The sequence below is a fragment of the Streptomyces sp. NPDC059832 genome, assembly GCF_042731715.1.
Taxonomy (GTDB): Bacteria; Actinomycetota; Actinomycetes; order Streptomycetales; family Streptomycetaceae; genus Streptomyces.
In genome coordinates this window covers 264,930-285,534 of the sequence record NZ_JBHWIY010000002.1, presented here as the reverse complement: position 1 = coordinate 285,534, position 20,605 = coordinate 264,930, and the positions used below count along the sequence as shown (strand labels likewise).

The 20,605-nt window shown below is 72.5% G+C and carries 18 protein-coding genes and 1 tRNA gene; 9 read left to right on the top strand and 10 right to left on the bottom strand.

Translation table 11 applies throughout. The features are described 5' to 3' along the window. Positions 1-20: 20 nt before the first annotated feature. The 5 genes from ACFV8T_RS03730 to ACFV8T_RS03710 form a co-directional block, all read right to left on the bottom strand. Complete coding sequence (locus tag ACFV8T_RS03730; protein WP_385324119.1) at positions 21-1,502, bottom strand: GH1 family beta-glucosidase; 1,482 nt, start codon at positions 1,500-1,502, stop codon at positions 21-23. Between the two features lie 61 nt (positions 1,503-1,563). Then, a complete protein-coding gene (locus tag ACFV8T_RS03725) occupies positions 1,564-2,481 on the bottom strand; it encodes a carbohydrate ABC transporter permease (protein ID WP_385324116.1) in 918 nt (305 codons plus the stop codon). A 15-nt stretch (positions 2,482-2,496) separates the two neighbouring features. Then, positions 2,497-3,495, bottom strand: a complete 999-nt coding sequence (locus ACFV8T_RS03720) for a carbohydrate ABC transporter permease (RefSeq protein ID WP_385324114.1) — start codon at positions 3,493-3,495, stop codon at positions 2,497-2,499. Between the two features lie 155 nt (positions 3,496-3,650). Continuing rightward, entirely contained in the window at positions 3,651-4,982 is a 1,332-nt protein-coding gene (locus ACFV8T_RS03715; RefSeq protein WP_385324111.1) for an extracellular solute-binding protein, read from the bottom strand. Between the two features lie 564 nt (positions 4,983-5,546). Continuing rightward, on the bottom strand, positions 5,547-6,248 hold the full coding sequence (locus ACFV8T_RS03710; protein WP_385324108.1) for a FadR/GntR family transcriptional regulator: 702 nt from the start codon (positions 6,246-6,248) through the stop codon (positions 5,547-5,549). A 145-nt stretch (positions 6,249-6,393) separates the two neighbouring features. Here ACFV8T_RS03710 and leuA point away from each other — a divergent pair, with 145 nt between their 5' ends. After that, on the top strand, positions 6,394-8,202 hold the full coding sequence (gene leuA / locus ACFV8T_RS03705) for a 2-isopropylmalate synthase (RefSeq protein ID WP_385324105.1): 1,809 nt from the start codon (positions 6,394-6,396) through the stop codon (positions 8,200-8,202). A gap of 227 nt (positions 8,203-8,429) precedes the next feature. On the opposite strand, the gene ACFV8T_RS03700 is transcribed toward leuA, so the two are convergent. The 3 genes from ACFV8T_RS03700 to ACFV8T_RS03690 all read right to left on the bottom strand — a co-directional run bounded on the left by ACFV8T_RS03700 (position 8,430) and on the right by ACFV8T_RS03690 (position 10,224). Beyond that, positions 8,430-8,645, bottom strand: coding sequence for a hypothetical protein (locus ACFV8T_RS03700; protein ID WP_385324104.1), 216 nt, complete (start codon positions 8,643-8,645; stop codon positions 8,430-8,432). Between the two features lie 51 nt (positions 8,646-8,696). Then, entirely contained in the window at positions 8,697-9,668 is a 972-nt protein-coding gene (locus tag ACFV8T_RS03695; protein ID WP_385324102.1) for a spermidine synthase, read from the bottom strand. Between the two features lie 109 nt (positions 9,669-9,777). Further along, entirely contained in the window at positions 9,778-10,224 is a 447-nt protein-coding gene (locus tag ACFV8T_RS03690; RefSeq protein ID WP_266418859.1) for a hypothetical protein, read from the bottom strand. A 242-nt stretch (positions 10,225-10,466) separates the two neighbouring features. On the opposite strand from ACFV8T_RS03690, the gene ACFV8T_RS03685 reads away from it, so the two are divergent. Further along, complete coding sequence (locus tag ACFV8T_RS03685) at positions 10,467-11,828, top strand: tetratricopeptide repeat protein (protein ID WP_385324100.1); 1,362 nt, start codon at positions 10,467-10,469, stop codon at positions 11,826-11,828. A gap of 58 nt (positions 11,829-11,886) precedes the next feature. Here ACFV8T_RS03685 and ACFV8T_RS03680 read toward each other — a convergent pair whose 3' ends face one another. Then, complete coding sequence (locus ACFV8T_RS03680; protein WP_385324097.1) at positions 11,887-12,483, bottom strand: histidine phosphatase family protein; 597 nt, start codon at positions 12,481-12,483, stop codon at positions 11,887-11,889. 245 nt (positions 12,484-12,728) lie between these two features. Here ACFV8T_RS03680 and ACFV8T_RS03675 point away from each other — a divergent pair, with 245 nt between their 5' ends. The 7 genes from ACFV8T_RS03675 (at position 12,729) to ACFV8T_RS03645 (ending at position 19,181) form a co-directional block, all read left to right on the top strand. Beyond that, positions 12,729-13,721 carry a phosphatase PAP2 family protein gene (locus ACFV8T_RS03675; RefSeq protein WP_385324096.1) on the top strand — a complete coding sequence of 331 codons (993 nt, stop codon included), beginning with the start codon at positions 12,729-12,731 and terminating at the stop codon, positions 13,719-13,721. After that, complete coding sequence (locus ACFV8T_RS03670) at positions 13,606-14,793, top strand: hypothetical protein (protein ID WP_385324093.1); 1,188 nt, start codon at positions 13,606-13,608, stop codon at positions 14,791-14,793. Before ACFV8T_RS03675 ends, ACFV8T_RS03670 begins: the two co-directional genes overlap by 116 nt. Then, positions 14,784-16,391: a hypothetical protein gene (locus ACFV8T_RS03665; RefSeq protein ID WP_385324090.1), complete on the top strand. Its 1,608-nt coding sequence runs from the start codon at positions 14,784-14,786 to the stop codon at positions 16,389-16,391. Before ACFV8T_RS03670 ends, ACFV8T_RS03665 begins: the two co-directional genes overlap by 10 nt. After that, positions 16,388-17,722, top strand: coding sequence for an AAA domain-containing protein (locus ACFV8T_RS03660; RefSeq protein ID WP_385324087.1), 1,335 nt, complete (start codon positions 16,388-16,390; stop codon positions 17,720-17,722). The genes ACFV8T_RS03665 and ACFV8T_RS03660 overlap by 4 nt, the downstream gene beginning before the upstream one ends. A gap of 100 nt (positions 17,723-17,822) precedes the next feature. Continuing rightward, a complete protein-coding gene (locus tag ACFV8T_RS03655; RefSeq protein WP_266418845.1) occupies positions 17,823-18,164 on the top strand; it encodes a hypothetical protein in 342 nt (113 codons plus the stop codon). 245 nt (positions 18,165-18,409) lie between these two features. Next, the gene (locus tag ACFV8T_RS03650; protein ID WP_385324084.1) at positions 18,410-19,117 is read left to right on the top strand and encodes a hypothetical protein; all 708 of its coding nucleotides are present in this window, start codon (positions 18,410-18,412) and stop codon (positions 19,115-19,117) included. After that, a tRNA-Lys gene (locus ACFV8T_RS03645) sits at positions 19,108-19,181 on the top strand. The genes ACFV8T_RS03650 and ACFV8T_RS03645 overlap by 10 nt, the downstream gene beginning before the upstream one ends. Positions 19,182-19,252: 71 nt before the next feature. Here ACFV8T_RS03645 and ACFV8T_RS03640 read toward each other — a convergent pair. Next, a complete protein-coding gene (locus ACFV8T_RS03640; protein WP_385324083.1) occupies positions 19,253-20,467 on the bottom strand; it encodes a M6 family metalloprotease domain-containing protein in 1,215 nt (404 codons plus the stop codon). Positions 20,468-20,605 lie beyond the last annotated feature (138 nt).

Sequence of the window (20,605 nt, the reverse complement as noted above, 5' to 3'; positions counted from 1 at the left end):
GGCGGGACGGGGGTGCGGACTCAGCCGAGGCCGGTGGCCGGGGACGGGGCGGGAGCCGGGGGCAGCGCGTGGCGGCGGATGACGTCGGCGTACCAGTGGGCGCTCGCCTTGGGGATGCGGCGCTGGGTGTCGTAGTCGACGTAGACGGCACCGAAGCGCTTGGAGTACCCGTACGCCCACTCGAAGTTGTCCATCAGGGACCAGAGGAAGTAGCCCCGGACGTCCACCCCGTCGGCCGCGGCCCGCCGCACGGCGTCGAGGTGGCCGTGCAGGTACTCGATCCGCTCGGGGTCCTCCACCAGCCCCTCGGGCGAGAGGGCGTCGTCGAAGGCGGCGCCGTTCTCGGTGACCATCAGCGGCAGGCCGGGGTGGTCCCGGGAGACGTCGGCGAGCAGCTCGTACAGCCCGTCCGGGTCGATCGCCCAGTTCATCGCGGTGCGCTTCCTGCCCTCGGCGAGGTGGAAGGCGACGTGTTCGGAGCCGGGCCACGGGGAGTGGTCGCTGTTGCCGTGCCCGTCGTCGCGCGAGTCGCCGGAGCCGTCGGCGGGCGTGGAGACCAGTGTCGGCGTGTAGTAGTTGACGCCCAGGACGTCGACCGGGCCGGAGATGGTGGCCAGGTCGCCGTCCCGGACCAGCCCCGGCCAGTCCACCAGGTGCCCGGTGTCGGCGAGCAGGTCCTCCGGGTACGCGCCGCGCAGCATCGGACCGGTGAAGATCCGGTTGCCCACCGCGTCGATCCGGCGTGCGGCGTCCGCGTCGGCCGCGCTGCCGGTCAGCGGGCGGACGTGGTGGAGGTTGAGGGTGACCGAGATCTGCGCGGTGGCGGGGAGGCGGTCGCGCAGGACCCCGGTCGCCCGGCCATGGGCGAGGTTGAGATGGTGGGCGGCGCGCAGCGCGGCGGCGGGCTCGGTGCGGCCGGGGGCGTGCACGCCGGAGCCGTAGCCGAGGAAGGCCGAGCACCACGGTTCGTTGAGGGTGGTCCAGGTGCTGACGCGGTCGCCGAGGGCTCCGGCCATGATGTCGGCGTAGTCGGCGAAGCGTTCGGCGGTCACCCGCTGGGGCCAGCCGCCCGCGTCCTCCAGTTCCTGGGGCAGGTCCCAGTGGTACAGGGTGGCGACGGGCGCGATGCCCGCTTCGAGGAGCTCGTCGACGAGCCTGCGGTAGAAGTCCAGGCCGCGTTCGACGGCGGGGCCGCGGCCGGTGGGCTGCACCCGGGACCAGGAGACGGAGAAGCGGTAGGCCGTCAGGCCGAGCCGCTTCATCAGCGCCACGTCGTCGCGGTAGCGGTGGTAGTGGTCGGCGGCGATGTCTCCGGTGTCGCCGTTGCGGACCTTGCCCGGCGTGCGGCTGAAGGTGTCCCAGATGGAAGGGGTGCGGCCGTCCTCGGCCGCGGCGCCCTCGACCTGGTAGGCGGCGGTGGCCGCCCCCCAGACGAAACCGGTCGGGAATTCCGCTGCCTCGGGTGCGGCCTTCGGGGCGGTGTCGGGTCGTACGGCAGTCATGCGGGAGCGCTCCCAGGGGTGGACGGGCAGGGACAGGCAGGAGAAGGCGGATGACGCGGTGTCAGCCCTTGACGGCGCCGGACATGATCCCGCCGACGATCCGCTTGCCGAAGATCACGAACACCACGAGCAGTGGCAGCGTGCTGATCAGCGCACCGGCCATCACGATGCTCTGGTCCGGGGTGTACGAGGCGCTCAGCTGGCCGAGGGCCACCTGGAGCGTGGGGTTCTGCTGGTTGAGGGCGAGGTAGGGCCAGAAGAAGTCGTTCCACGCCTGCACGAAGGTGAGCATCCCCAGCACCATCATGGCGGGGCGGGCTACCGGCAGGACCACGCTGCGCACGATGCGGAAGTTGTTCGCGCCGTCGATCTTGGCGGCCTCGACGAGCTCGTAGGGCAGCGCCTCGCTCAGGTACTGCCGTATGAAGAACACCCCGAAGGCGCTCACCAGGGTCGGGAAGATCACCGACTCCAGCTGCCCGCCCCAGCCGATGTCGGACATCATCATGAACAGCGGGACGACACTGAGCTGCGGCGGGATCGTGAGCGTGGCGATGACGCCGGTCATCAGCGCGCCGCGGCCCCGGAAGCGCATCTTGGCGAAGGCGTAGCCGGCCAGGGTGCAGAAGAAGAGCGTCGCCGCCGTGATGCAGCCGGCGACGAGGAAGCTGTTGACGATCGCCTTGCCGAGGTGTGCCTGGTTCCAGGCCGCGTCGAGGTTGTGCAGCAGCCGACCGCCCGGCAGGAACGGCGGTGTGGTGGCGAGCACTTCGTCCTGGGTGTGGGACGCGGCCACCAGCGTCCAGTAGAGCGGCAGCAGCGAGCCGATGCCGACGACGGCCAGGGCGATGTAGGCGAACGGGCCGCCCTGCAACTGCTTGCCCGCGCCCGGCCTGAACCGGCTCGGGCGCCGCGTGTCCCGTCGGCGGGCGGGCGGGACCGTGGGTTCCGGGGCTTTGACGGTACTGGTCATGGTCATGGAATTCGCTCCCGGTCAGACCGCGGATGTGCGTACGAAGCGGCCGATGAGCCGGTTGACCGCGGCGATGATCAGCAGGAGGGCGAGCATCGCCCAGGCCACTGCGGCGGCCGGACCGAGGTGCCCGAGATTCCAGCCGTAGTTGTAGAGGTAGACGCTGAGCGTCTCGTACTGATTCTCATTGCCGCCGGTGGCTCCGAGCCGGCCGCCCTCCAGCAGCAGCGGCTCGCCGAACAGCTGCATGGAGCCGATGGTCGAGATGACGATCGTGAAGAGGATCGTGGGCCGCAGCGAGGGGATGGTCACCTTGCGGAACTGCTGCCAGCGCGATGCGCCGTCCAGCGACGCCGCCTCGTACAGATCGGCCGGCACGGCCTGCATGGCGGCCAGATAGATCAGGGCGTTGTAGCCGGTCCAGCGCCAGATGACGATGACGGAGATCGCGATCTTCGAAGTCCAGTGTCCGTTGGCCCAGTTGGTGTCGCCGAGCCCGGCGAAGTGCAGTACCCAGTTCAGCAGTCCGCCGTCGGCCCGGAAGACCAGGGCGAAGACGAGGGCCGCGGAGGCCACCGAGGTGGCGTACGGGGTGAGGACGACCGTCCGCCAGAAGGTGCTGGCGCGGAGCCGGTAGTTCAGCAGGTGGGCCAGGCCCAGTGCGACGAGCAGCTGCGGGACCGTCGACATGACGCCGATCAGGAAGGTGTTGGTGACGGCCGTCCAGAACTCCGCGTCGTGCAGGATCTTGTCGAAGTTGTCCCAGCCGACCCACTCCATCTGGTTCAGACCGGTCATCTCCACCCGGTGCAGGGCGATCCATCCGGTGTAGAGCAGCGGATAGAGGCCGAACGCACCGAAGACGAGGAAGAACGGGGCTATGTAGGCGTACGGCGATGCCTTGTCGTCGAACCGCCACAGCCGGCTCCGCCAGGTCCGCCGGCCGGTTCGGGCCGACGCGTGCGGGGATCCGCCGGGTGGCGGGGCGTATGCGTCCCGGGTGGGAGTCGAGGTGGCCACGGGCGGGAGTCCTTCCCTGGGTGACGGGGCGCCCTGGCGGGGCGCGGGCCGGGGCTGGTGCGGGCTGGTGCTGGGGCTGGGTGGTTCGCGCGGGTACGGGGAGGGGCGGGCGGGCCGGTGCCGGCGGCTTCCGGGGCCGCCCGCACCGGCGGCGGTCAGCCGATCGCCTTGTCGATCGCGTCGGTCGCGGCCTTCCATGCCTTGTCGGGGCTGGTGCCGCGCTGCTCCATGTTGGTGATCTGGGTCGAGATGGTGTCCTTGATGACACCGTCCTTCGGGCCGAGCACCGCCTCGGGGATGGACTTGGCCTCATCGGCGTAGATCTGTCCGATCGGGGCGTCGTTGAAGTACGGGAGCTTCGCGTTCTTCACGTCCGGCAGTTCGTACGCGCCCTTGTTGGACGGGAAGACACCGATCGCCTTGAACACGGCCGCCTGCTGCTCGGGCGCGGTCAGCCACTTCACGAGCTTGCCGGCCTCCTCGACGTTCTTGCCCGACCTGGGCACGGTGAGGAAGGAGCCGCCCCAGTTGGCGGCGGTCGCACCGGGCGCGGTGGTGATGTCCCACTTGCCCTTGTTGCCCTCACCGGCGTTGGCAGAGATCTGACCGGCCATCCAGGCGGGGCAGGCGACGGTGGCGATGGTGCCCTTGCGTAGCGCGGGGACCCAGGTGTTGGTGTCGAACTGGGCGAGGCCCTGGGAGAGCTTCTTGGACGCGACCTCGGCGGCCAGGTCCCAGCCCTGCTGGACGCTGGGGCTCTCCTTGTAGATCGGCTTGCCGCTCTCGTCGTAGTACTGCTTGGCGTTGGAGCTCACGACCGCGTTGAACATGGCGCTCGCGGAGTCCATGAAGTACGTCCCCGCCGGGGCCTTCTTCTTGTACTCCTCACCGAGCTTGATGTAGTCCTCCCAGCCGCCCTCGACCTTCTTGGCGACCTCCGCGCGGCCGGTCGGCAGACCGGCCTTCCTGAACAGGTCGGTGTTGTAGCAGAGGGACATCGGACCGATGTCGGTGCCCGCGCCGATCACCGCGCCACTGGGCGCGGTGGCCTGCTTGGCCTTCCAGGAGACCCAGTCGTCGACGTCGATCACCTTGCCGAGGTCGACGAAGGAGTCCGCCTTGGTGTCGGCGATCTCCTTGATCCGGCCGACCTCGATGCCCTGGACGTCGGCGAGACCGCTGCCCGAGTTCAGCTGCTGGAGCAGCTTGGGGTAGTAGATCTTCTCGTCGGCGGTGACGTCTTCCTTGATCGTGATGTTCGGGTGCAGTTCGTGGTACTTGGCGAAGAGTCCGGCCTCCTTGTAGCCGAACTGCCCGAAGTCGGCGACGGTCAGCGTGATGTTCCCGTTCGCGTCGGGGCCCGTGCTGCCCGACGAGTCCGAGTCGCTGCTGCAGCCGGTCAGCAACAGGGCCGGGACCGTCAGGCCCGTGGTGGCCAGAACCGCGGCTCTGCGGCTCCGGCCGGCGACGGTGCGGGTGATGCGCATTCCACTACTCCTTGTTCCGGGTGGGACGTTCCGGGGTGGGGCTGGCGTTCTGACTGCGCGGCGGGGTCGCCGGTGAGTGCGGGTACCGCGCGGTTCAAGGGGGAGGGCACGGCAGTGCCGTTCGGGCGGGCGGACCGTCCGATGTGGGAGCGCTCCCATGCGTCGATGTCGGAAGGTTCCTGCCTTGAAGGGGTGGGTGTCAAGAGTTGAAGACGCTTCCGTTGCCCGAGCGTGTCCGGCAAGTCACGGGACCGTGTCCGGCCGAGGTCTTGCCACAACCCGCATACGCCGCCCGGGATTTCGCACTGCCCGGAGAACACGCAGGCCAGAGGACCGGCGGGGAAGGTCCACCACGCCGGCCGCCCGGGACCGCACCCGCCGCGCCGCATTTCCGCCCGCCGCCGGGAGCGGCCCTCGTCATCCCCGCTTCACACCGTCCCGCCCACCGGAAGGTGAACGGGGTGCCACACGGCGGGGTCGTCGGGGGCGGGTCCGCCTTTTCCCTCCGAAGCCGGTCTCCCGCGCCCCCGTGGAGTCGACCCGTCCCCGTGGAGTCGGCCCGCCCTACGCCGCCCGCAGTCGGGCCAGCGTGGATTCGAGTTCGGCCTGCGCGGCCCGCCCCGCCGACTCCGCGTCCCCGGCGACCACGGCCCGTACCAGCGCGTCATGGGTGGCGTCGCCGTGGTCCGGATCCTCGCGGCGCAGGCCGAACAGCTCCACGAGGTCGATGAGCCCCTGCCGCAGCGCGGGCGCGAACTCGCCGAAGAGATCGGTGAGTACGGGATTGTGGGCCGCGGCCACCACGGCCCGGTGCAGTGCGATGTCCGCGTCCACGAACTCCGCGTCTCCCCCGGCCCCCGCCGCCCGCCGTGCGGCGAGCGCCGCGTCGAGGCCGATCAGGTCCTCGTCCGTACGGCGCCGGGCGGCCAACCGGGCGGCCTGGACCTCGATCAGCATGCGCACCTCGTACACATCGGTGACCGCGGCCCGGCGCAGCCGGGTCGGCCAGTCCTCCGTCGCCCGGTCGGCGATGACGAAGACGCCCGCGCCCTGGCGGGACTGGAGCAGTCCGAGCGTGGCCAGGGTGCGTACCGCCTCGCGGACCGTGGAGCGGCCCACGCCGAGCGTCTTGGCCAGGGTCGTCTCGCCGGGGATCTTCGTGCCGACCGGCCAGTGCCCCTCGGTGATCTGCTCGCGCAGATGGTTCGTGGCCTGTTCGACCAGGGGGCTGGGGCGGAGCGGACCGAGCGAGGACACGGGGTTCACCTGTCAGGTTGTCTGAGGACTTGTTGTGTGGCTACTCTACCGGCCATGACGCACAGCGGTCTCCTTCTTCTCGGCTGCCGCGGCGGGGCCTGAAGCGACCGGCACCCCGCCGCGGGGTGCCGTGCTGCGCCGGTCGCGTCCGGCGATGCGAGAAGAGACCGTCCTCATGTCCGACCGTCAGTCACCGATGCACGGCTTCCCCACCATCTGCACCCCGCGCGGGCCCGTGCCCGCCGACGCCCCCCGCTGGAATCCGCAGCGGGCGAGCTCCATGCCCTCCCACCGCTATCGCTCCGCGTTCGACCGCGTCGAGGTCCCGCTGACCGGCCGTACCTGGCCGCAGGCCCGTATCGAGCATGCCCCGCTCTGGGTGCCGGTGGATCTGCGCGACGGCAACCAGGCGCTGGCCGAGCCCATGGACACGCCGCGCAAGCGCCGGATGTTCGATCTGCTCGTCGCGATGGGGTTCAAGGAGATCGAGATCGGCTATCCCTCCGCGAGCCGCACCGACTTCGACTTCGTCCGGCACCTGGCCGGAAGCGGCGCCGTGCCGGACGACGTGACCGTGGTCGTCTTCACCCCGGCCAAGCAGGATCTGATCGAGCGGACCTTCGAGTCCATCGAGGGGATGGACCGCGCGGTCGTCCATCTGTACATCCCGACCGCCCCCGTCTGGCGCGACGTGGTGCTCGGCCGCAGCCGGGCCGAGGTGCACGGCACGGTGCTGGAGTCCGCGCGGCGGATGGAGCGGCTGGCGCGGGCGCGGCCCGGGACGGACATCCGGTTCGAGTTCTCCCCCGAGGTGTTCGTCCTCACCGAGCCGGACTTCATCCTGGAGATCTGCAACAGCCTCACCGAGCTGTGGGACGCCTCCCCGGAGCGGCCGGTCATCCACAACCTGCCCGCCACGGTGGAGATCGCGACGCCGAACGTGTACGCGGACCAGATCGAGTACATGCACCGTCATCTGGAGCGGCGGGACTCGGTGATCCTCTCCGTCCATCCGCACAACGACCGCGGCACCGGCACCGCGTGCGCCGAACTCGCCGTCCTGGCGGGCGCGCAGCGGGTGGAGGGCTGCCTGTTCGGCAACGGGGAGCGCACCGGCAACGTCGACCTGGTCAATCTGGCCCTCAATCTGCACGCCCAGGGCGTCGACCCGATGATCGACTTCTCCGACATCGACGAGATCCGCCGCACGGTCGAGTACTGCAACCGGCTGCCGGTGCCGCCCCGCCACCCCTACGGCGGCGATCTCGTGTACACGGCGTTCTCCGGCACCCACCAGGACGCCATCAGCAAGGGCTTCGCCCACCACGCGAGCAGTGGCTCCGAGCTGTGGTCGGTACCGTATCTGCCGATCGACCCGGCGGACGTGGGGCGTACGTACGAGGCGGTCATCCGGGTCAACAGCCAGTCCGGGAAGGGGGGCATCGCCCATCTGCTGCGGAGCAACTACGGGGTGGATCTGCCGGCCCGGCTGCGCGCGGACTTCTCCCGCACGGTGCAGGCCGCGACCGACGACAGCGGTCTGGAGGCCACGCCGAAGGATCTGTGGGAGCTGTTCGACACGGCGTACCTGGCACCCGGACGGGACGGGAGCGTGGCCCTGACCTCCTGGTCCACGGACCGGAACCCGGCCGGTGAGCACCGGTTCATCTGCACGCTGCGGGTGGACGAGCGGGAGGGCGACTACGAGGGCATGGGCAATGGTCCGGTGTCGGCGTTCACCCGTGCGCTGGCCGCCGCCGGCATCGAGGTGGACATCCTCGACTTCACGGAGCACGCGACGGGTCCGGGGCAGGGCAGCCCGGCGATGGCGTACGCGGAGTGCCGGGTGGGCGGAGAGGTGTGCTGGGGAGCGGGCCAGGACACCTCCGTCCTCACGGCCTCGATCCTGGCGGTGCTGTCGGCGGTGAACCGGGCGGAGGGGACGCACGGCCGCACCGCATAGGGGCGCGCATCCCGGCCGGTTGTGGGGGGCGGCCGGGATGCGCGGACGATGTCGAGACCGAGCCCGGTCGACCCCACCGCGCCCTTCGTGCCCCTCGCCCCGCCCCGCCCGCTGCCGCCGCCGCGGGCGAGGGCCGCCACCGGGTCGGCGATGCCACCGCCCGCGCCACCCCGAAGCCTTCCGTCTCCCCGCTCCGGCAGCCGCCCCGCGCCCGCACGGGCCGCCCGTCACCCGCCCGTTCCGGGCGGGGATACGGGCGCGGGCACGGTGAGGAGTTGTACGACGGAGGGCGGCCGGGTGGTCTTCGGGCTCGGCGGGCACTCGGCGAAACCGGTCTCGGCACCCCCGGCACCGGACTGGTCGGTGCGGGTCCGGACGAACTCGACCTGGATCCGGGTGGGTTTCGGCCGGGACGGCGGTACGACGGTGTCGGTCTTCTGCACCTGGAACGACCATCCACCACAGGTCGAGATCGTCTGACCGGTCGTCAGCGCCTACCCGAAGGCCGAGGGGGGCGGCGCCGGGGACGGCTTGGCGTCCGCGTCGCTCACCGGCGCCGCACCGCCGGTGAAGTCGGCGAGGGCCCGCCCGTGTTCGACGCGTCCGGGATGCGGATCGGTCGCGACCCGGCGGGTCAGCTCCGCGACCTTCAGCGGCAGGTCCGAGGCGAGCAGCACGGCGTTGCCGAAGCGGCGGCCTCGCCACACGGTCGGGTCGGCGGCGAGCGCCAGTTCGGGGAAGACCGTGGCCGCGGTGGCGATCTGGGCGCGCAGATGGGTCAGCGGCGGCCCGTCCGCGAGGTTGGCGACATAGCTCCCGCCGGGCTTCAGGACCCGGCGGACCTCGGCGAGGAACTCGGCGCTGGTGAGGTGTGCGGGGGTACGGGCCCCGCTGAAGACATCGGCGATGACGAGATCCGCCCAGCCGTCCTGGATCTTCCCGAGCCCTGCGCGGGCGTCGGTGGCCCTGACCCGGATCCTGGCCTGCGGGTCCAACGGCAGCTCCCGGCGGACCAGTTGGACGAGCGCGGCGTCCACCTCGACGATCTGCTGGGTGGAACGGGGCCGGGTCGCGGCGATGTAGCGGGCGAGCGTGAAGGCCCCGCCGCCCAGGTGCACCACATGCAGGGGCTGTCCGGGGGGTGCGACGAGATCGGCGATGTGGCCGATCCTGCGCTGGTACTCGAAGGACAGGAACGTGGGGTCGTCGAGATCCACATGGGACTGCGGGGCGCCGTCCAGCGTCAGCGTCCAGGCGCGTGGCCGCTCCCGGTCGGGGACCAGCTCGGCGAGGGAGCCGTCCACCGGTTCGGCGAGGGGCTCCGCCCCGCGCCCGGCGCGCCCGGCACCGCGTTCGCCCCTGTCCTCGGTCTTGCCCTCGGTCCGGTTGCCGGCCTTGTTCCCGGCCTTGCGGTCGGACCGCTTGCGGGCGCCCGCACCCCCGCTCGACGCTCCTCGACGTGCCACCGCTGCTCGTGCCCGCTCACTGCTCTTCGCTCCGGACCGGTACAGGACCGGCCGTGCCGGGGAAACCCGCCCACCTGCCCATTATGGGCGCGCGGGCGAGGACCGGACGTCAGCGGCAGTTGTCGGCGGCTTCGATCAGCCGGGCCGCCTGGTCGAGCGCGGCCCGCAGCACGGCCGGGTCGGTGACCGGGGCGTCGTCCTCCGGCGGCAGCAGCCAGCCGCTGCCGGTGACCGGCGGCTCGGCGGGGATGCGCAGCCCGCGGCCGGCGGTCTGCGTACAGGCGCTGCCCGGTACGTCCCATGCCTCGGCGGTCCCCGGCGGCACGAGGAAGCCGAGGGTGTCGCAGGCGCCGTCGTGCAGGACCGGGCCGATGTCCTGCTCGGCGTCCCGGCGCAGGATGTCCACGGCCTCCAGGCCCTGGCGGGCCGGGACGGTCACCAGGTCGCAGGGTTCGGCACCGTGGTCCTCCGTGGCCGTGGTGGGCGCCGGAGCGCCCGTTACGGCCGGGGTCGTCGCAGTCGTCCGCGAGTCGGTCTCCGTGCCGAGATGCAACAAGGGACCTCTCCTCTCATCGCCGGGCGGAGCCGGATTCCGTCTCCGCATGGACCAACGCGCCGACGGCGTCAAGGGCTACGGTGCCACGCCGCCGCAAAGGGTGGCAGTTCATGGCGGATCGTGGGCGAGATGCCTGCTTTATTGGCAAACACTCCGTGTGTGACTCGTCACAGCGGGTACGTTCTTGCTCCGCCGGGACACCGGAAGCAGGAGGCCCGGCTGCAGAAGAGAGGTCCTCGCCCATGGTGTCGACAGGGGCAGTTCCCAACCTCGCCTTCCGGCGGCTGCGCGGCCTGCGCTCCGCCGGGGAGTTCGCTGCCGCGGTACGCAGATCGGCCCGCGAGATCGGCGAGCAGGTCGCGTGCGACGCCCGGTACATCGGACGCGTGGAGTCCGGGGAGATCCGCTGCCCCAACTACGCGTACGAACGGGTCTTCCTGCACATGTTCCCCGGAACGACCCTGGCGGACCTGGGCTTCTCACCGCGCGAGACCGTACGCGGCCGGGGGGCGCGGACCACTGCCGAAAGTCCACCGCCCCCTACGCTCCACAGCGACCCCGACGAGGAGAGCGACGTGCTGCGTCGCGTATTCATGACGAGCGGCACCACCACGATGGCGACCGCCACCCTGGGCCCGTGCCTCGGCTCCACATCCGCCGCTGCCGCCGCGCCGCCCGACCCGTACCGGGTCGGCGAGAGCGAGGTGAGCGCCGTCGAGAAGGCGGTGCGGCAGATCCGGCTGCTCGACGACCGGCACGGCGGTGACAGCCTGTACCGCAGGGCGTCCCGGCCGCTGCGGGCGGCGTACGCGCTGCTCGACTCCGGAGCGGCCACCAAGCACTCCACCGCCGACAGACTGCATGCCGGAGCGGGCGAACTGGCCATCTCGGTGGGCTGGCTGGCCCATGACTCGGGCCGGTTCGAGGACGCCCGCTCGCACTACGCGGAGGCGCTCGCCACGGCGCGGGTGGCCGGTGATCCGGCGCTGGAGGCGCACGCGTTCTGCAATACGTCGTTCCTGGCCCGGGACACCGGGCGGCCCCGCGAGTCCGTGCGCGCGGCGGAGGCCGGACAGCGGGCGGCCCAGCCGCTGGGCTCGCCCCGGCTGCTGGCGCTGCTCGCGCTGCGGGAGGCGGGGGGCCGGGCGGGGCTCGGGGACCGTACCGGCTGCGAACGGGCCCTCGGCCGGGCGCACACCGCGTTCGGGCGCGGTCCGTGCGACGCCGATCCGGAGTGGATGACCTTCTTCCGGGAGGCGGAGCTGGAGATGCTGGAGGCGCAGTGCTGGTCGGCGCTGGGCGACTGGTCGCGGGCGGCCCGGCACGCGCGGCGGGCCACCCGGCTCCAGGACCCGCACTTCACCCGGAACCTGGCGCTGTACCGGGCCGAGCTGACCTGGGACCTGGCCCGCGCGGGCCGGGCCGCGGAGGCGGCGACGGCGGGCCACCAGGTGCTGGACCTGCTGGACCGCGTCCAGTCGACCCGCATCCGGGCGATGCTGGCGGAGGCGGTGGGGGTGCTGATGCCGCAGCGGGGCGTGGCGGAGGTACGGGAGTTCCTGGAGCGGTACCCGGAGGTGACGGAGGCCGCCACGTCCGCGTAGGCCTCAGAGCCTGTCGGGTGACCTTCGTCCGCCCGGTCGAAGGTCACCCGGCAGGCTCTCAGCGGTCCAGGTGGCCCGTGTCGTTCCAGCGTTCGATCGCGGGGGCCCCGTAAGCCCACCCCAGCACCGACAGCGACGTCGGATCGAGCCGGATCCGCGCCGCGAACGACACGTCCTCGCCGAGCCACCGCGCGCCCAGCGCCCGCAGGATGTGACCGTGGGCGAAGACCAGCACATCGCGGTCGGCCGAGCGGGCCCACGCCACGATCTCGTCGGCGCGGGCGGACAGCTCGGCCAGGGTCTCCCCCTCCGGCACCCCGTCGCGCCAGATGAACCAGTCCGGACGGATCGCCTTGATCTCGGCCGGGGTCATCCCCTCGTACGCCCCGTAGTCCCACTCCATGAGCGCGTCCCACGGCTCGGCCCGGTCTGCGAATCCCGCGAGGTCGCAGGTCTCCCTGGCCCGCAGCAACGGGCTGGTGCGCACTTCGAGGCCCGGCAGGTCCGCCCACGGCCCGTGCCGCAGCCGCTCGCCGAGGAGCTTCGCGCCCGCACGGCCGGTGTCGAGCAGCGGGATGTCCGTCCTGCCGGTGTGATTGCCCTTGACGGACCATTCCGTCTGGCCGTGCCGGGCGAGCAGGATACGCGGTGCCATGACGGCTCTCCCTGAACTGAGATCTGAGGCCGGCGATCGAGACGATATGGATCATCCGGTTTTCCCATCATCGCGCACGTGATCGCGAGGCAACCTCCCGGGCCGGACCGACGTCCCACTCTGCGCAGAGAAATCTGCGCGCGCACGGGGCTCCGAAAAGGACCCCGAGGGAATCGCGACCGAGCCGCACCGTACGGTTGAACGCCCGCCGTCGGTCGCATGAACACATGATGGAGAGCTTCCGGATGCAGCATGCCAGCACCGCGCCCGTGCCGCGCCCGCGGCCCCGTTGGTGGACCGAGCTGCCGCTGCTGGCCCTGGTGTACGCGGCCTATTCGGCGGGCCGGCTGGTGGCGCGCGGCGACGTGTCCACCGCCGTCGACCACGGACTGAGCATCCTGCGCCTGGAGAAGACGCTCCACATCAACCTCGAACATCCGCTCAACCGGCTGCTCACCGCTCACCCCTCGATAGGCATACCCTCCGACTTCGCGTACGCGTCCCTGCACTATCTCGTCACCCCGGCCGTCCTGATCTGGCTCTTCCGCCGCCGCCAGGAGGTCTACCGCAGGGCCCGCACCTGGCTGATGACCTCCACCCTGCTCGGCCTGATCGGCTTCACGCTGATGCCGACCTGCCCGCCCCGGCTGCTGGAGGCCCGGCACGGCTTCGTCGACACGATGGCGCAGTACAGCTCGTACGGCTGGTGGGGCACGGAGGCCAGCGCCCCGCGCGGCATGGGCGGAATGACCAATCAGTACGCGGCGATGCCGAGCCTGCACGTCGGCTGGGCGCTCTGGTGCGGAATCCTGCTGTGGCGCCACAGCAAGAACCCGTACGTCCGGGCCGCGGGTGTCGCCTACCCCCTGATCACCACGTTCGTGGTGATGGGCACGGCCAACCACTACCTCCTCGACGCGGTCGCGGGCGCCGCCGTGATGGGCGTCGGAGCCCTGCTGGCCCGGCCCGTGATGCGTCTCGCGGACCGGATCAGGGACCGGGTCGGAGCCCGCTTCCCGCGGGTCGCCCCGGTCGCGAAGTCCCCGATTGTCAGTGCCGGATGCAAGACTTCCGCGGGTGAGCGAATCCCTGGCCAGCGGACCACCTCCGCAGACTCCACCGATGCCGCGGCATCGGCCGACGCAGACGCCTCGGCCGGTCGCGCACCCCGGGCCGACACCGGTGCCCCCGCAGGAGCGGGAGCGGCGGGGGACGACACTCCGGCAGCGGCTCGCTGAGCTGCGGGGACCGGCCGTCCCGCCACGTCCGCTGGACGCCCGCGCGCTGGCCGCCCTCGCCGCCAATCCGGGCTGCCGGCGCCGCGCCCTGCTGGACGGCGCCGGGGTGGACAAGGCCGCGCTGGCCACGGCGCTCGGTTCGCCGGCCCCCTTCGGCCAGTCGCAGTTCGCCTTCATCCGGGGCAACGCCTTCGAGGCCAAGGTCAAGGCCGACGGGGGCACGGAGCTGATGCGGCTGCTGCACGAGCGCCTCGGCGGCGGTGGCGGGGCGCCGCACGAGGTCGCGGTGCCCGATCTGACCGCGGCCGGGCCCGAGGGCCGCGCCGCGCGTACGGCGCTGGCGCTGCGGGAGGCGACCGAGGCGGGCGGCTGGGCGCTGCTGGACCACCCGATGCTGGCCCTGGAGGTGGCGGGCTCGCCCGCCTATCTGGAGCCGGACGCGGTGGCGGTGCACCCCGACGGCACCTGGACGGTCGTCGAGATCAAGTCCTTCCCCATGGTCGACGGCTCGGCCGACGCGGCGAAGGTCGGCGCGGCGGCCCGGCAGTCCGCCGTCTACGTGCTGGCGCTGGAGCGGATCGCGGAGCTGACCGAGGGCGCCGAGGTCGGCCACCGGGTGCTGCTGGTCTGCCCGAAGGACTTCTCCAACCTGCCCACCGCCTCGGTCGTCGACGTACGCAAGCAGCGCGCGGTCACCCGCCGCCAGCTGACCAGGCTGACCCGGATCGAGGACATCGCGGCGGCCCTGCCCGAGGGCACCACCTTCGACCCGGAGTGCCCCCGGCAGCAGCTCGACGCCGCGGTCGAGTCGGTCGGCGCGGCGTACGCGCCGGAGTGCCTGGCCGCCTGCGAGCTGGCCTTCCACTGCCGGGCGAAGGCGCGCGAGGCCGGTGCCGTGGAGGCGCTGGGGCGGAGTGTGCGCGGTGAGCTCGGCGGGCTGACCACGGTGGGCGAGGTGCTGGCCGCCGCCGCGGGCAAGGAGGGCGACCCGGCGGATCCGACGGTCGCGGCCCTGCGGCGCGCGGCGGCCCTGCGCGCCGAGGCGCTGGCGGGCGGTCCGGCATGTCGCTGATCAGCACCCTGGCCCGGCTGGAGGCCGTGGAGAGCGGCCGGGCCCGGCCGCTGGCGACGGTCCTGCACCGCCATCTCACCGACCGGCCCCTCGTCCTGGTTCCGCTGACCACGGCCGGTGAGGCGGGCGCCCCGCTGGGCGCGCTCGTCGGGACCGACCGGGCGGCGCCCCGGCTGCTGACGGTCTCGCAGCCGCGCGACCGGGACCTGCGGTTCGCGTTCCTCGCCGAGCTGGCCGAGGCGGTGCTGCCGCACATCGAGGCGTACGAGGACGTCGTCGAGCCGGCCGAACGCAACGAGACCGATCCGGAGACCGGGAAGAAGGTCAAGGTCGAGGTCGAGCTGTGCGCGGACGCGCCGCAGCTGATCGTGCCGAGCCGGGCGGGCATCGAGTTCGTACGGCTGCTGGGCCGTTCCATGCGGTTCCGGCGCACCGCCGAGGACGATCCCGACGCCCCGTACCCCGCGCCCGCCCGGGTCCCGCTGCTGGGCCGCTGGCTGACGCACTACGGGGAGCGGGCCAGGGTGCCCGGCTCCTCGCTGCTGCTCGCCGCGACCGATCTGCTGAACCGGCACTGGGCGACCGGGCAGAGCAGCCTGGAGGATCAGCACCTGGGTGCGCTGCTGGCCTGGATCGACGCCCCGGCGGGCGAGTCGGGCGCCTCGGCGGCGCTCCGTGCGGAGCTGGCGCGGGACGGCGAGGGACAGCTGCTGTGCCCGCCGGCCGGTCCGGCGACGGACCCGGCGTTCGACAACCGGCTGCTGGCGCCCGCCATCGAGAAGTACGACCGGGCGCGCACCTCGCTCGCGGCGGCCGAGGACGGCCTGGCTGCCGATGCCCGGCTCGCCGAACTGACCGCCGCCGAGCGGGAGATCGGGGCACGGCTGGCCGGGGTGACGCGGCCGACGTGGGACGCGGTGTGGCGGGGGATCGACCTGCTGCGGGAGCTCCCCGAGGGGGCCAGGGCCGAGGACCGCTGGACCAGGGACCGCTGGTCGTTCACCGGTCACCGGGACCGGGTGCGCTCGGGTGAGCCGCCGCAGCCGCGCCGGGACGACGCGGTGACGGCGGCGCAGAAGCTGGCCTCGCGGGAGACGGCCCAGGCCCAGCTGGAGGCCCAGGAGGCGCTGGACGATCCGCTGGTGCTGGCCGGGCGGCGGCTGGCCGGCGAGGCCTTCCTCGCCGAGGTGACGGAGGTGGTGATGGCGTACAGCGAGTCCAAGCGCCCGTCGCCGCGCCCGCTGGTCACGGTCCGCACGGACGAGCACCCGCACCTCGGCGAGCGCACCAAGGTGTACCGCTCGCTGGAGGGCAGGCCGCAGACCGCCGAGTTCGTGGGGCACGCCGAACCGGAGGACGGGGGCGCGCCCCTGCTGGTGCTGCGGATCCTCGACCGGATGGGCCGGAGCAAGGAGCCGGCCCCGGGTTCGGTGCCCGAGCAGGGTGACCGGATCGCCTGGACGCTCTTCGAGCACGATCAGCGCGGCGGCCCGAAGCTGCCGGACCCGGAGGCGACGCCCTGGACGCACGGCGGCCCGCCGGGTGCGGCCGGGCTCGCCGAGCATCCCGATCCCGTGACCGCGGAGGACCTCCTGTGACCGCCGTATTCGACCCGGGCGCCCAGGCCGCGCGGGCGACCGACGCGATCCTCGCCGACACCCTGGGCGGTACGTCGCGCGGCATCGTGGTGGACTCCCCGCCGGGCGCCGGCAAGTCGACGCTCGTGGTGCGCGCCGCACTCGAACTCGCTTCGGCCGGCCGTCCCCTGATGGTGGTCGCGCAGACGAACGCCCAGGTCGACGACCTGGTGGTGCGGCTGGCCGAGAAGGATCCGGGGCTGCCGGTCGGCCGGCTGCACAGCAATGACACCGACCCGTACGACAAGGTCCTGGACGGGCTGGCCAACGTACGGAAGTCGGCGAAGGCGTCCGATCTCGCCGGGCTCGACGTCGTCATCTCGACGGCCGCCAAGTGGGCGCATGTGAAGAACGTCGAGCCGTGGGGCCACGCGATCGTCGACGAGGCGTACCAGATGCGTTCGGACGCGCTGCTGGCCGTCGCGGGGCTCTTCGAGCGGGCGCTGTTCGTCGGCGATCCGGGCCAGTTGGACCCGTTCTCGATCGTCGGCGCGGACCAGTGGGCGGGGCTTTCGTACGACCCGTCCGCGAGTGCGGTCTCCACACTGCTCGCGCACAATCCCCGGCTGCCGCAGCACCGGCTGCCGGTGTCGTGGCGGCTGCCCGCGTCCGCGGCACCGCTGGTCTCGGACGCGTTCTACCCGTACACCCCGTTCCGCAGCGGTACGGACCACGGCGACCGGCGGTTGTCGTTCGGCGTCGCGTCCGACGGCTCGGCCCCCGACCGGGTGCTGGACGAGGCCGCGGAGTCCGGCTGGGGCCTGCTCGAACTCCCGGCCAGGCACACCCCGCGCACCGACCCGGAGGCGGTGCGCGCGGTGGCCCTGGTCGTCCGCCGGCTGCTGGACCGGGGCGGCGCGGCGACCAGCGAGCGCTCCCCGGACCCGGTGCCGGTGACGGCGGACCGGGTCGCGGTCGGCACCGCCCATCGCGACCAGGCCGCGGCGGTCCGGGCGGCGCTCGCGGAGCTGGGGGTGACGGGCGTCGCGGTGGACACGGCGAACCGGCTCCAGGGCCGCGAGTTCGACGTGACGGTGGTCCTGCACCCGCTCTCCGGCCGGCCCGACGCCACGGCCTTCCATCTGGAGACGGGCCGGCTCTGCGTGCTGGCCTCGCGCCACCGGCACGCCTGCATCGTGGTGTGCCGGGCGGGCGTCGCCGAGCTGCTGGACGAGCACCCGTCGACGGAGCCGGTGCAGCTGGGCGTCACGGTGAAGTTCCCGGACGGCTGGGAGGCGAACCACGCGGTGCTGGCGCATCTGGCGGAGCACCGGGTGCGGTGGGCGGGGTGACGGCGGCGAGGGCCCGGGGCCTCGCCGTGCGCCGGGCCCTCTTGCGGGACGTTGGACAATGGAGGGTGGCCATCGGCCCGACCCGAGGAGGCAACACCACATGGCACAACCCGAGCGGAACGGGCAGCAGCGGCTGCGCCCCGCGCCCCTGCTCTTCGAGCCGTCGGCGGCGGCCGCCGATCCTGAGCACTTCTTCGACCTGGAGTCGATGGACGATCCGAAGGAGTTGCTGTCCCGCGCCACCGAGCTGACCCTGGCGTTCCGTGCCGCGGCCGACCGCGCGGTCGAGTTCCAGGCCATCGCCGCCGCCCAGCTCGCCGATCCGCGGCGGTTCGACCGGCTCACGACCGCGGACATCGCGCAGCGCGCGCAGTGGACCGAGGACTATGCGAAGAAGATGGTCGAGTTCGGCCGGAGCCTGCTGGGCGGTGCCACGCCCTGAGGCCGTACCGGGCCGGCCGTCGCAGGCGGCCGGAGCACGGCCGTCGGACCGGTGACGCCCCGCCGCGAGGCCAGGTGACCGGCCCCGGCCGGCACCCCGGGCGGACCGCCCGTCCCGCCCGGTCCTGACTCCGGGTAGCACCACTGGCATATGCCCGAGCGCAAGATACTCCCCCCCACCCCTGCCTGTCCCGGTTTCCGGCAACTCTCGGAATCTGCTCGATCACTCCCGGTAGATATGTCGGCATGACCGCATGGCTGCCAGACAACTCGACCCTGCACCACGGCGACGCCCTCCATCACGGCGCCGATGTCTTCGCCGTTCTGCGGAACCAGGGCGCGAACCAGACGGCGCACGTCACGGCGGCCGGTGCCGCCTGGCTCGCCGGCGCCGCCGCGTATCCGCGCAGCACGCTGGCCCAGTGGGAGGCCCACCCCTCCTCGCCCGGGGTGCTGCCGTGCGGGTCGGCCTTCGACGTGGTGAACGTACCCACCCTCTTCGGGCGCCGGATGCTGGAACACCTGTGGTCCGACGGTCCCGGCTCCGGGCCGGTGGCCACGCACCGCGGCCGGATGCTGCTGTTCGCCTCGCCCGGCACCGCCCAGCGACTCCCCTCGCTGCTCGACTGGGAGGAGTGGGGCGGCGGGCCCGAACCGCGGGCCGCCATGGGCCCGAGAGGGCGGGACGGCGGCGACGGCAAGGTCCCGCCGCTGCTCTGCCACGGCACCGGGGACGCGGTGACCGTACCGCCCCTGACCTGCACCTCCACCACCCCCGGCCCCCGCTGGCTGGTCGCCCCCGACACCCGCAGCCCCTGGCTGCCGGGCCCCGACGTGCTGCTCTGGGCCTGTGTGCGGGTGACCAGGTCGGCGCCCTCGTCGGTGGCCAGGAATTCGATTTTTCCTCCCGCCGATCCGGATGCTAATGTCTACGACGTCAGCAGGCGCCGCTAGCTCAGTTGGTTAGAGCAGCTGACTCTTAATCAGCGGGTCCGGGGTTCGAGTCCCTGGCGGCGCACAGACGGAAGAAGCCCCCTCGCGGAAGCGAGGGGGCTTCTTCGTGTTCGGGGAAGCCCGGAGAACCGCCTCTTACGTTCCGGTGGTGATCCGGACCGTCCAGGCGCCCGACGGCGTCCGGTCGGCGACCTCGACCTTCGTGTGCCCGCCGGGGATGCTGTACGTCTCGCCGACCCGCAGCGGGGCGTCCGCGAGCGGCGCGTAGACCGAGCGGTCCCAGCAGGCGTCGGTGCGGGGGTGGGTGTCGATGACCTCGACCGGGCCGCCGCCGGACGGGGTCTTGCTGCGCACCCGGTAGAGCAGGACGCCTTCGGTGCAGGTCGTGCTGTCGTTGCCGGTGGCGCTGCGGGCCTCGATGGCCACGGCACTGTCCTCGCCGGTCCTGATCACCGCGAGCCGGGGGCCGATGGAGGCCCCGGGTCCGGGCACGGCGGCCATCGGCTCCAGGGTGATGTCCCGGCTGCTCTGGACGCAGATCACCTGCCTGCGGTCCAGCCAGCCCAGCTTCCACTTGTGCCAGCCGAAGAAGTCCGGCGCGAGTCCGAACTGGCTGCCCATCACGTCCCAGTCGCCGACGTAGGTGTCCCAGTCGCCCTTGCCGTCGGACGGCCGGTGGTAGAGGTCCGGCAGGTCGAAGACGTGCCCGGTCTCGTGGGCCAGCACATTGCGGTCCGGCGGGTGCTGTTCGAAGACGGTGACGACGCGGCGGATGGCCGTGCCGTCGGCGTGCAGCGGCTGGTCGAAGTTGACGACCTTGGTGGCGTCGGAGTCGACGCCCGGGGCGTCCGGGTCGGCGACCAGATAGACGATGTCGTACCGGGAGAAGTCCACCTTCGGATCGGCCGCGGCGACGGCATCGCGCAGATAGCTGCTGCGCCGGTCGTTGTCCCAGTCGCGCCGTATGCCGTACTGGTCGGACGTCCTGGGCATCCGGATCCACTGCCGCATCGGGTGCGGGCGCAGGGTGAACTTCCCGTACGAGGCGCGCTGGAAGAACCGGGTGGTGGCGGGGAAGTGGTCGGCGGCGAGTTCGCCGGGGGTCATGACGGGGGTGTGGTCCGGGAAGGAAAGGAAGATCATGACCGCGTCGAGGGGATGGTCGGGGCGGGGGAAGGCGCCGTTCCAGTCGCTGACGCCGAGCGAGTGGTGCGCCTCGGTCCGGGGCAGGGCGCAGGGGCCCGCCTCACCGGTGGCGGCCACGGCGGGCCCGGCGACGAGGGAGGTGGCAGCGAGCGCCAGAAGAGAGGTCACGGCGGCACCCACGGCGCGCAGGCTCGGTCTCTCCACTCCCCCGGATCTGTGCTGACGCGGCACATCTACCTCCGGGTACGAGATGCGGTCACCCACTCACCCTGTGATGATTCAAGGCTTTCGTCCTGTTGTGCTGCCCCAGTCGAGTCAGCGGTCGACCGGGGCCCTGACCCT

What these genes read in the sequence shown, in the direction of transcription:
- ACFV8T_RS03655 (WP_266418845.1), top strand. Translation starts at nt 17,823, where the DNA reads ATGGCACAACCCGAGCGGAACGGGCAGCAGCGGCTGCGCCCCGCGCCC.
- leuA (WP_385324105.1), top strand. Translation starts at nt 6,394, where the DNA reads ATGCGAGAAGAGACCGTCCTCATGTCCGACCGTCAGTCACCGATGCAC.
- ACFV8T_RS03715 (WP_385324111.1), bottom strand. Translation starts at nt 4,982, where the DNA reads ATGCGCATCACCCGCACCGTCGCCGGCCGGAGCCGCAGAGCCGCGGTT.
- ACFV8T_RS03665 (WP_385324090.1), top strand. Translation starts at nt 14,784, where the DNA reads ATGTCGCTGATCAGCACCCTGGCCCGGCTGGAGGCCGTGGAGAGCGGC.
- ACFV8T_RS03670 (WP_385324093.1), top strand. Translation starts at nt 13,606, where the DNA reads ATGCCGCGGCATCGGCCGACGCAGACGCCTCGGCCGGTCGCGCACCCC.
- ACFV8T_RS03725 (WP_385324116.1), bottom strand. Translation starts at nt 2,481, where the DNA reads ATGACCATGACCAGTACCGTCAAAGCCCCGGAACCCACGGTCCCGCCC.
- ACFV8T_RS03680 (WP_385324097.1), bottom strand. Translation starts at nt 12,483, where the DNA reads ATGGCACCGCGTATCCTGCTCGCCCGGCACGGCCAGACGGAATGGTCC.
- ACFV8T_RS03650 (WP_385324084.1), top strand. Translation starts at nt 18,410, where the DNA reads ATGACCGCATGGCTGCCAGACAACTCGACCCTGCACCACGGCGACGCC.
- ACFV8T_RS03730 (WP_385324119.1), bottom strand. Translation starts at nt 1,502, where the DNA reads ATGACTGCCGTACGACCCGACACCGCCCCGAAGGCCGCACCCGAGGCA.
- ACFV8T_RS03685 (WP_385324100.1), top strand. Translation starts at nt 10,467, where the DNA reads ATGGTGTCGACAGGGGCAGTTCCCAACCTCGCCTTCCGGCGGCTGCGC.
- ACFV8T_RS03675 (WP_385324096.1), top strand. Translation starts at nt 12,729, where the DNA reads ATGCAGCATGCCAGCACCGCGCCCGTGCCGCGCCCGCGGCCCCGTTGG.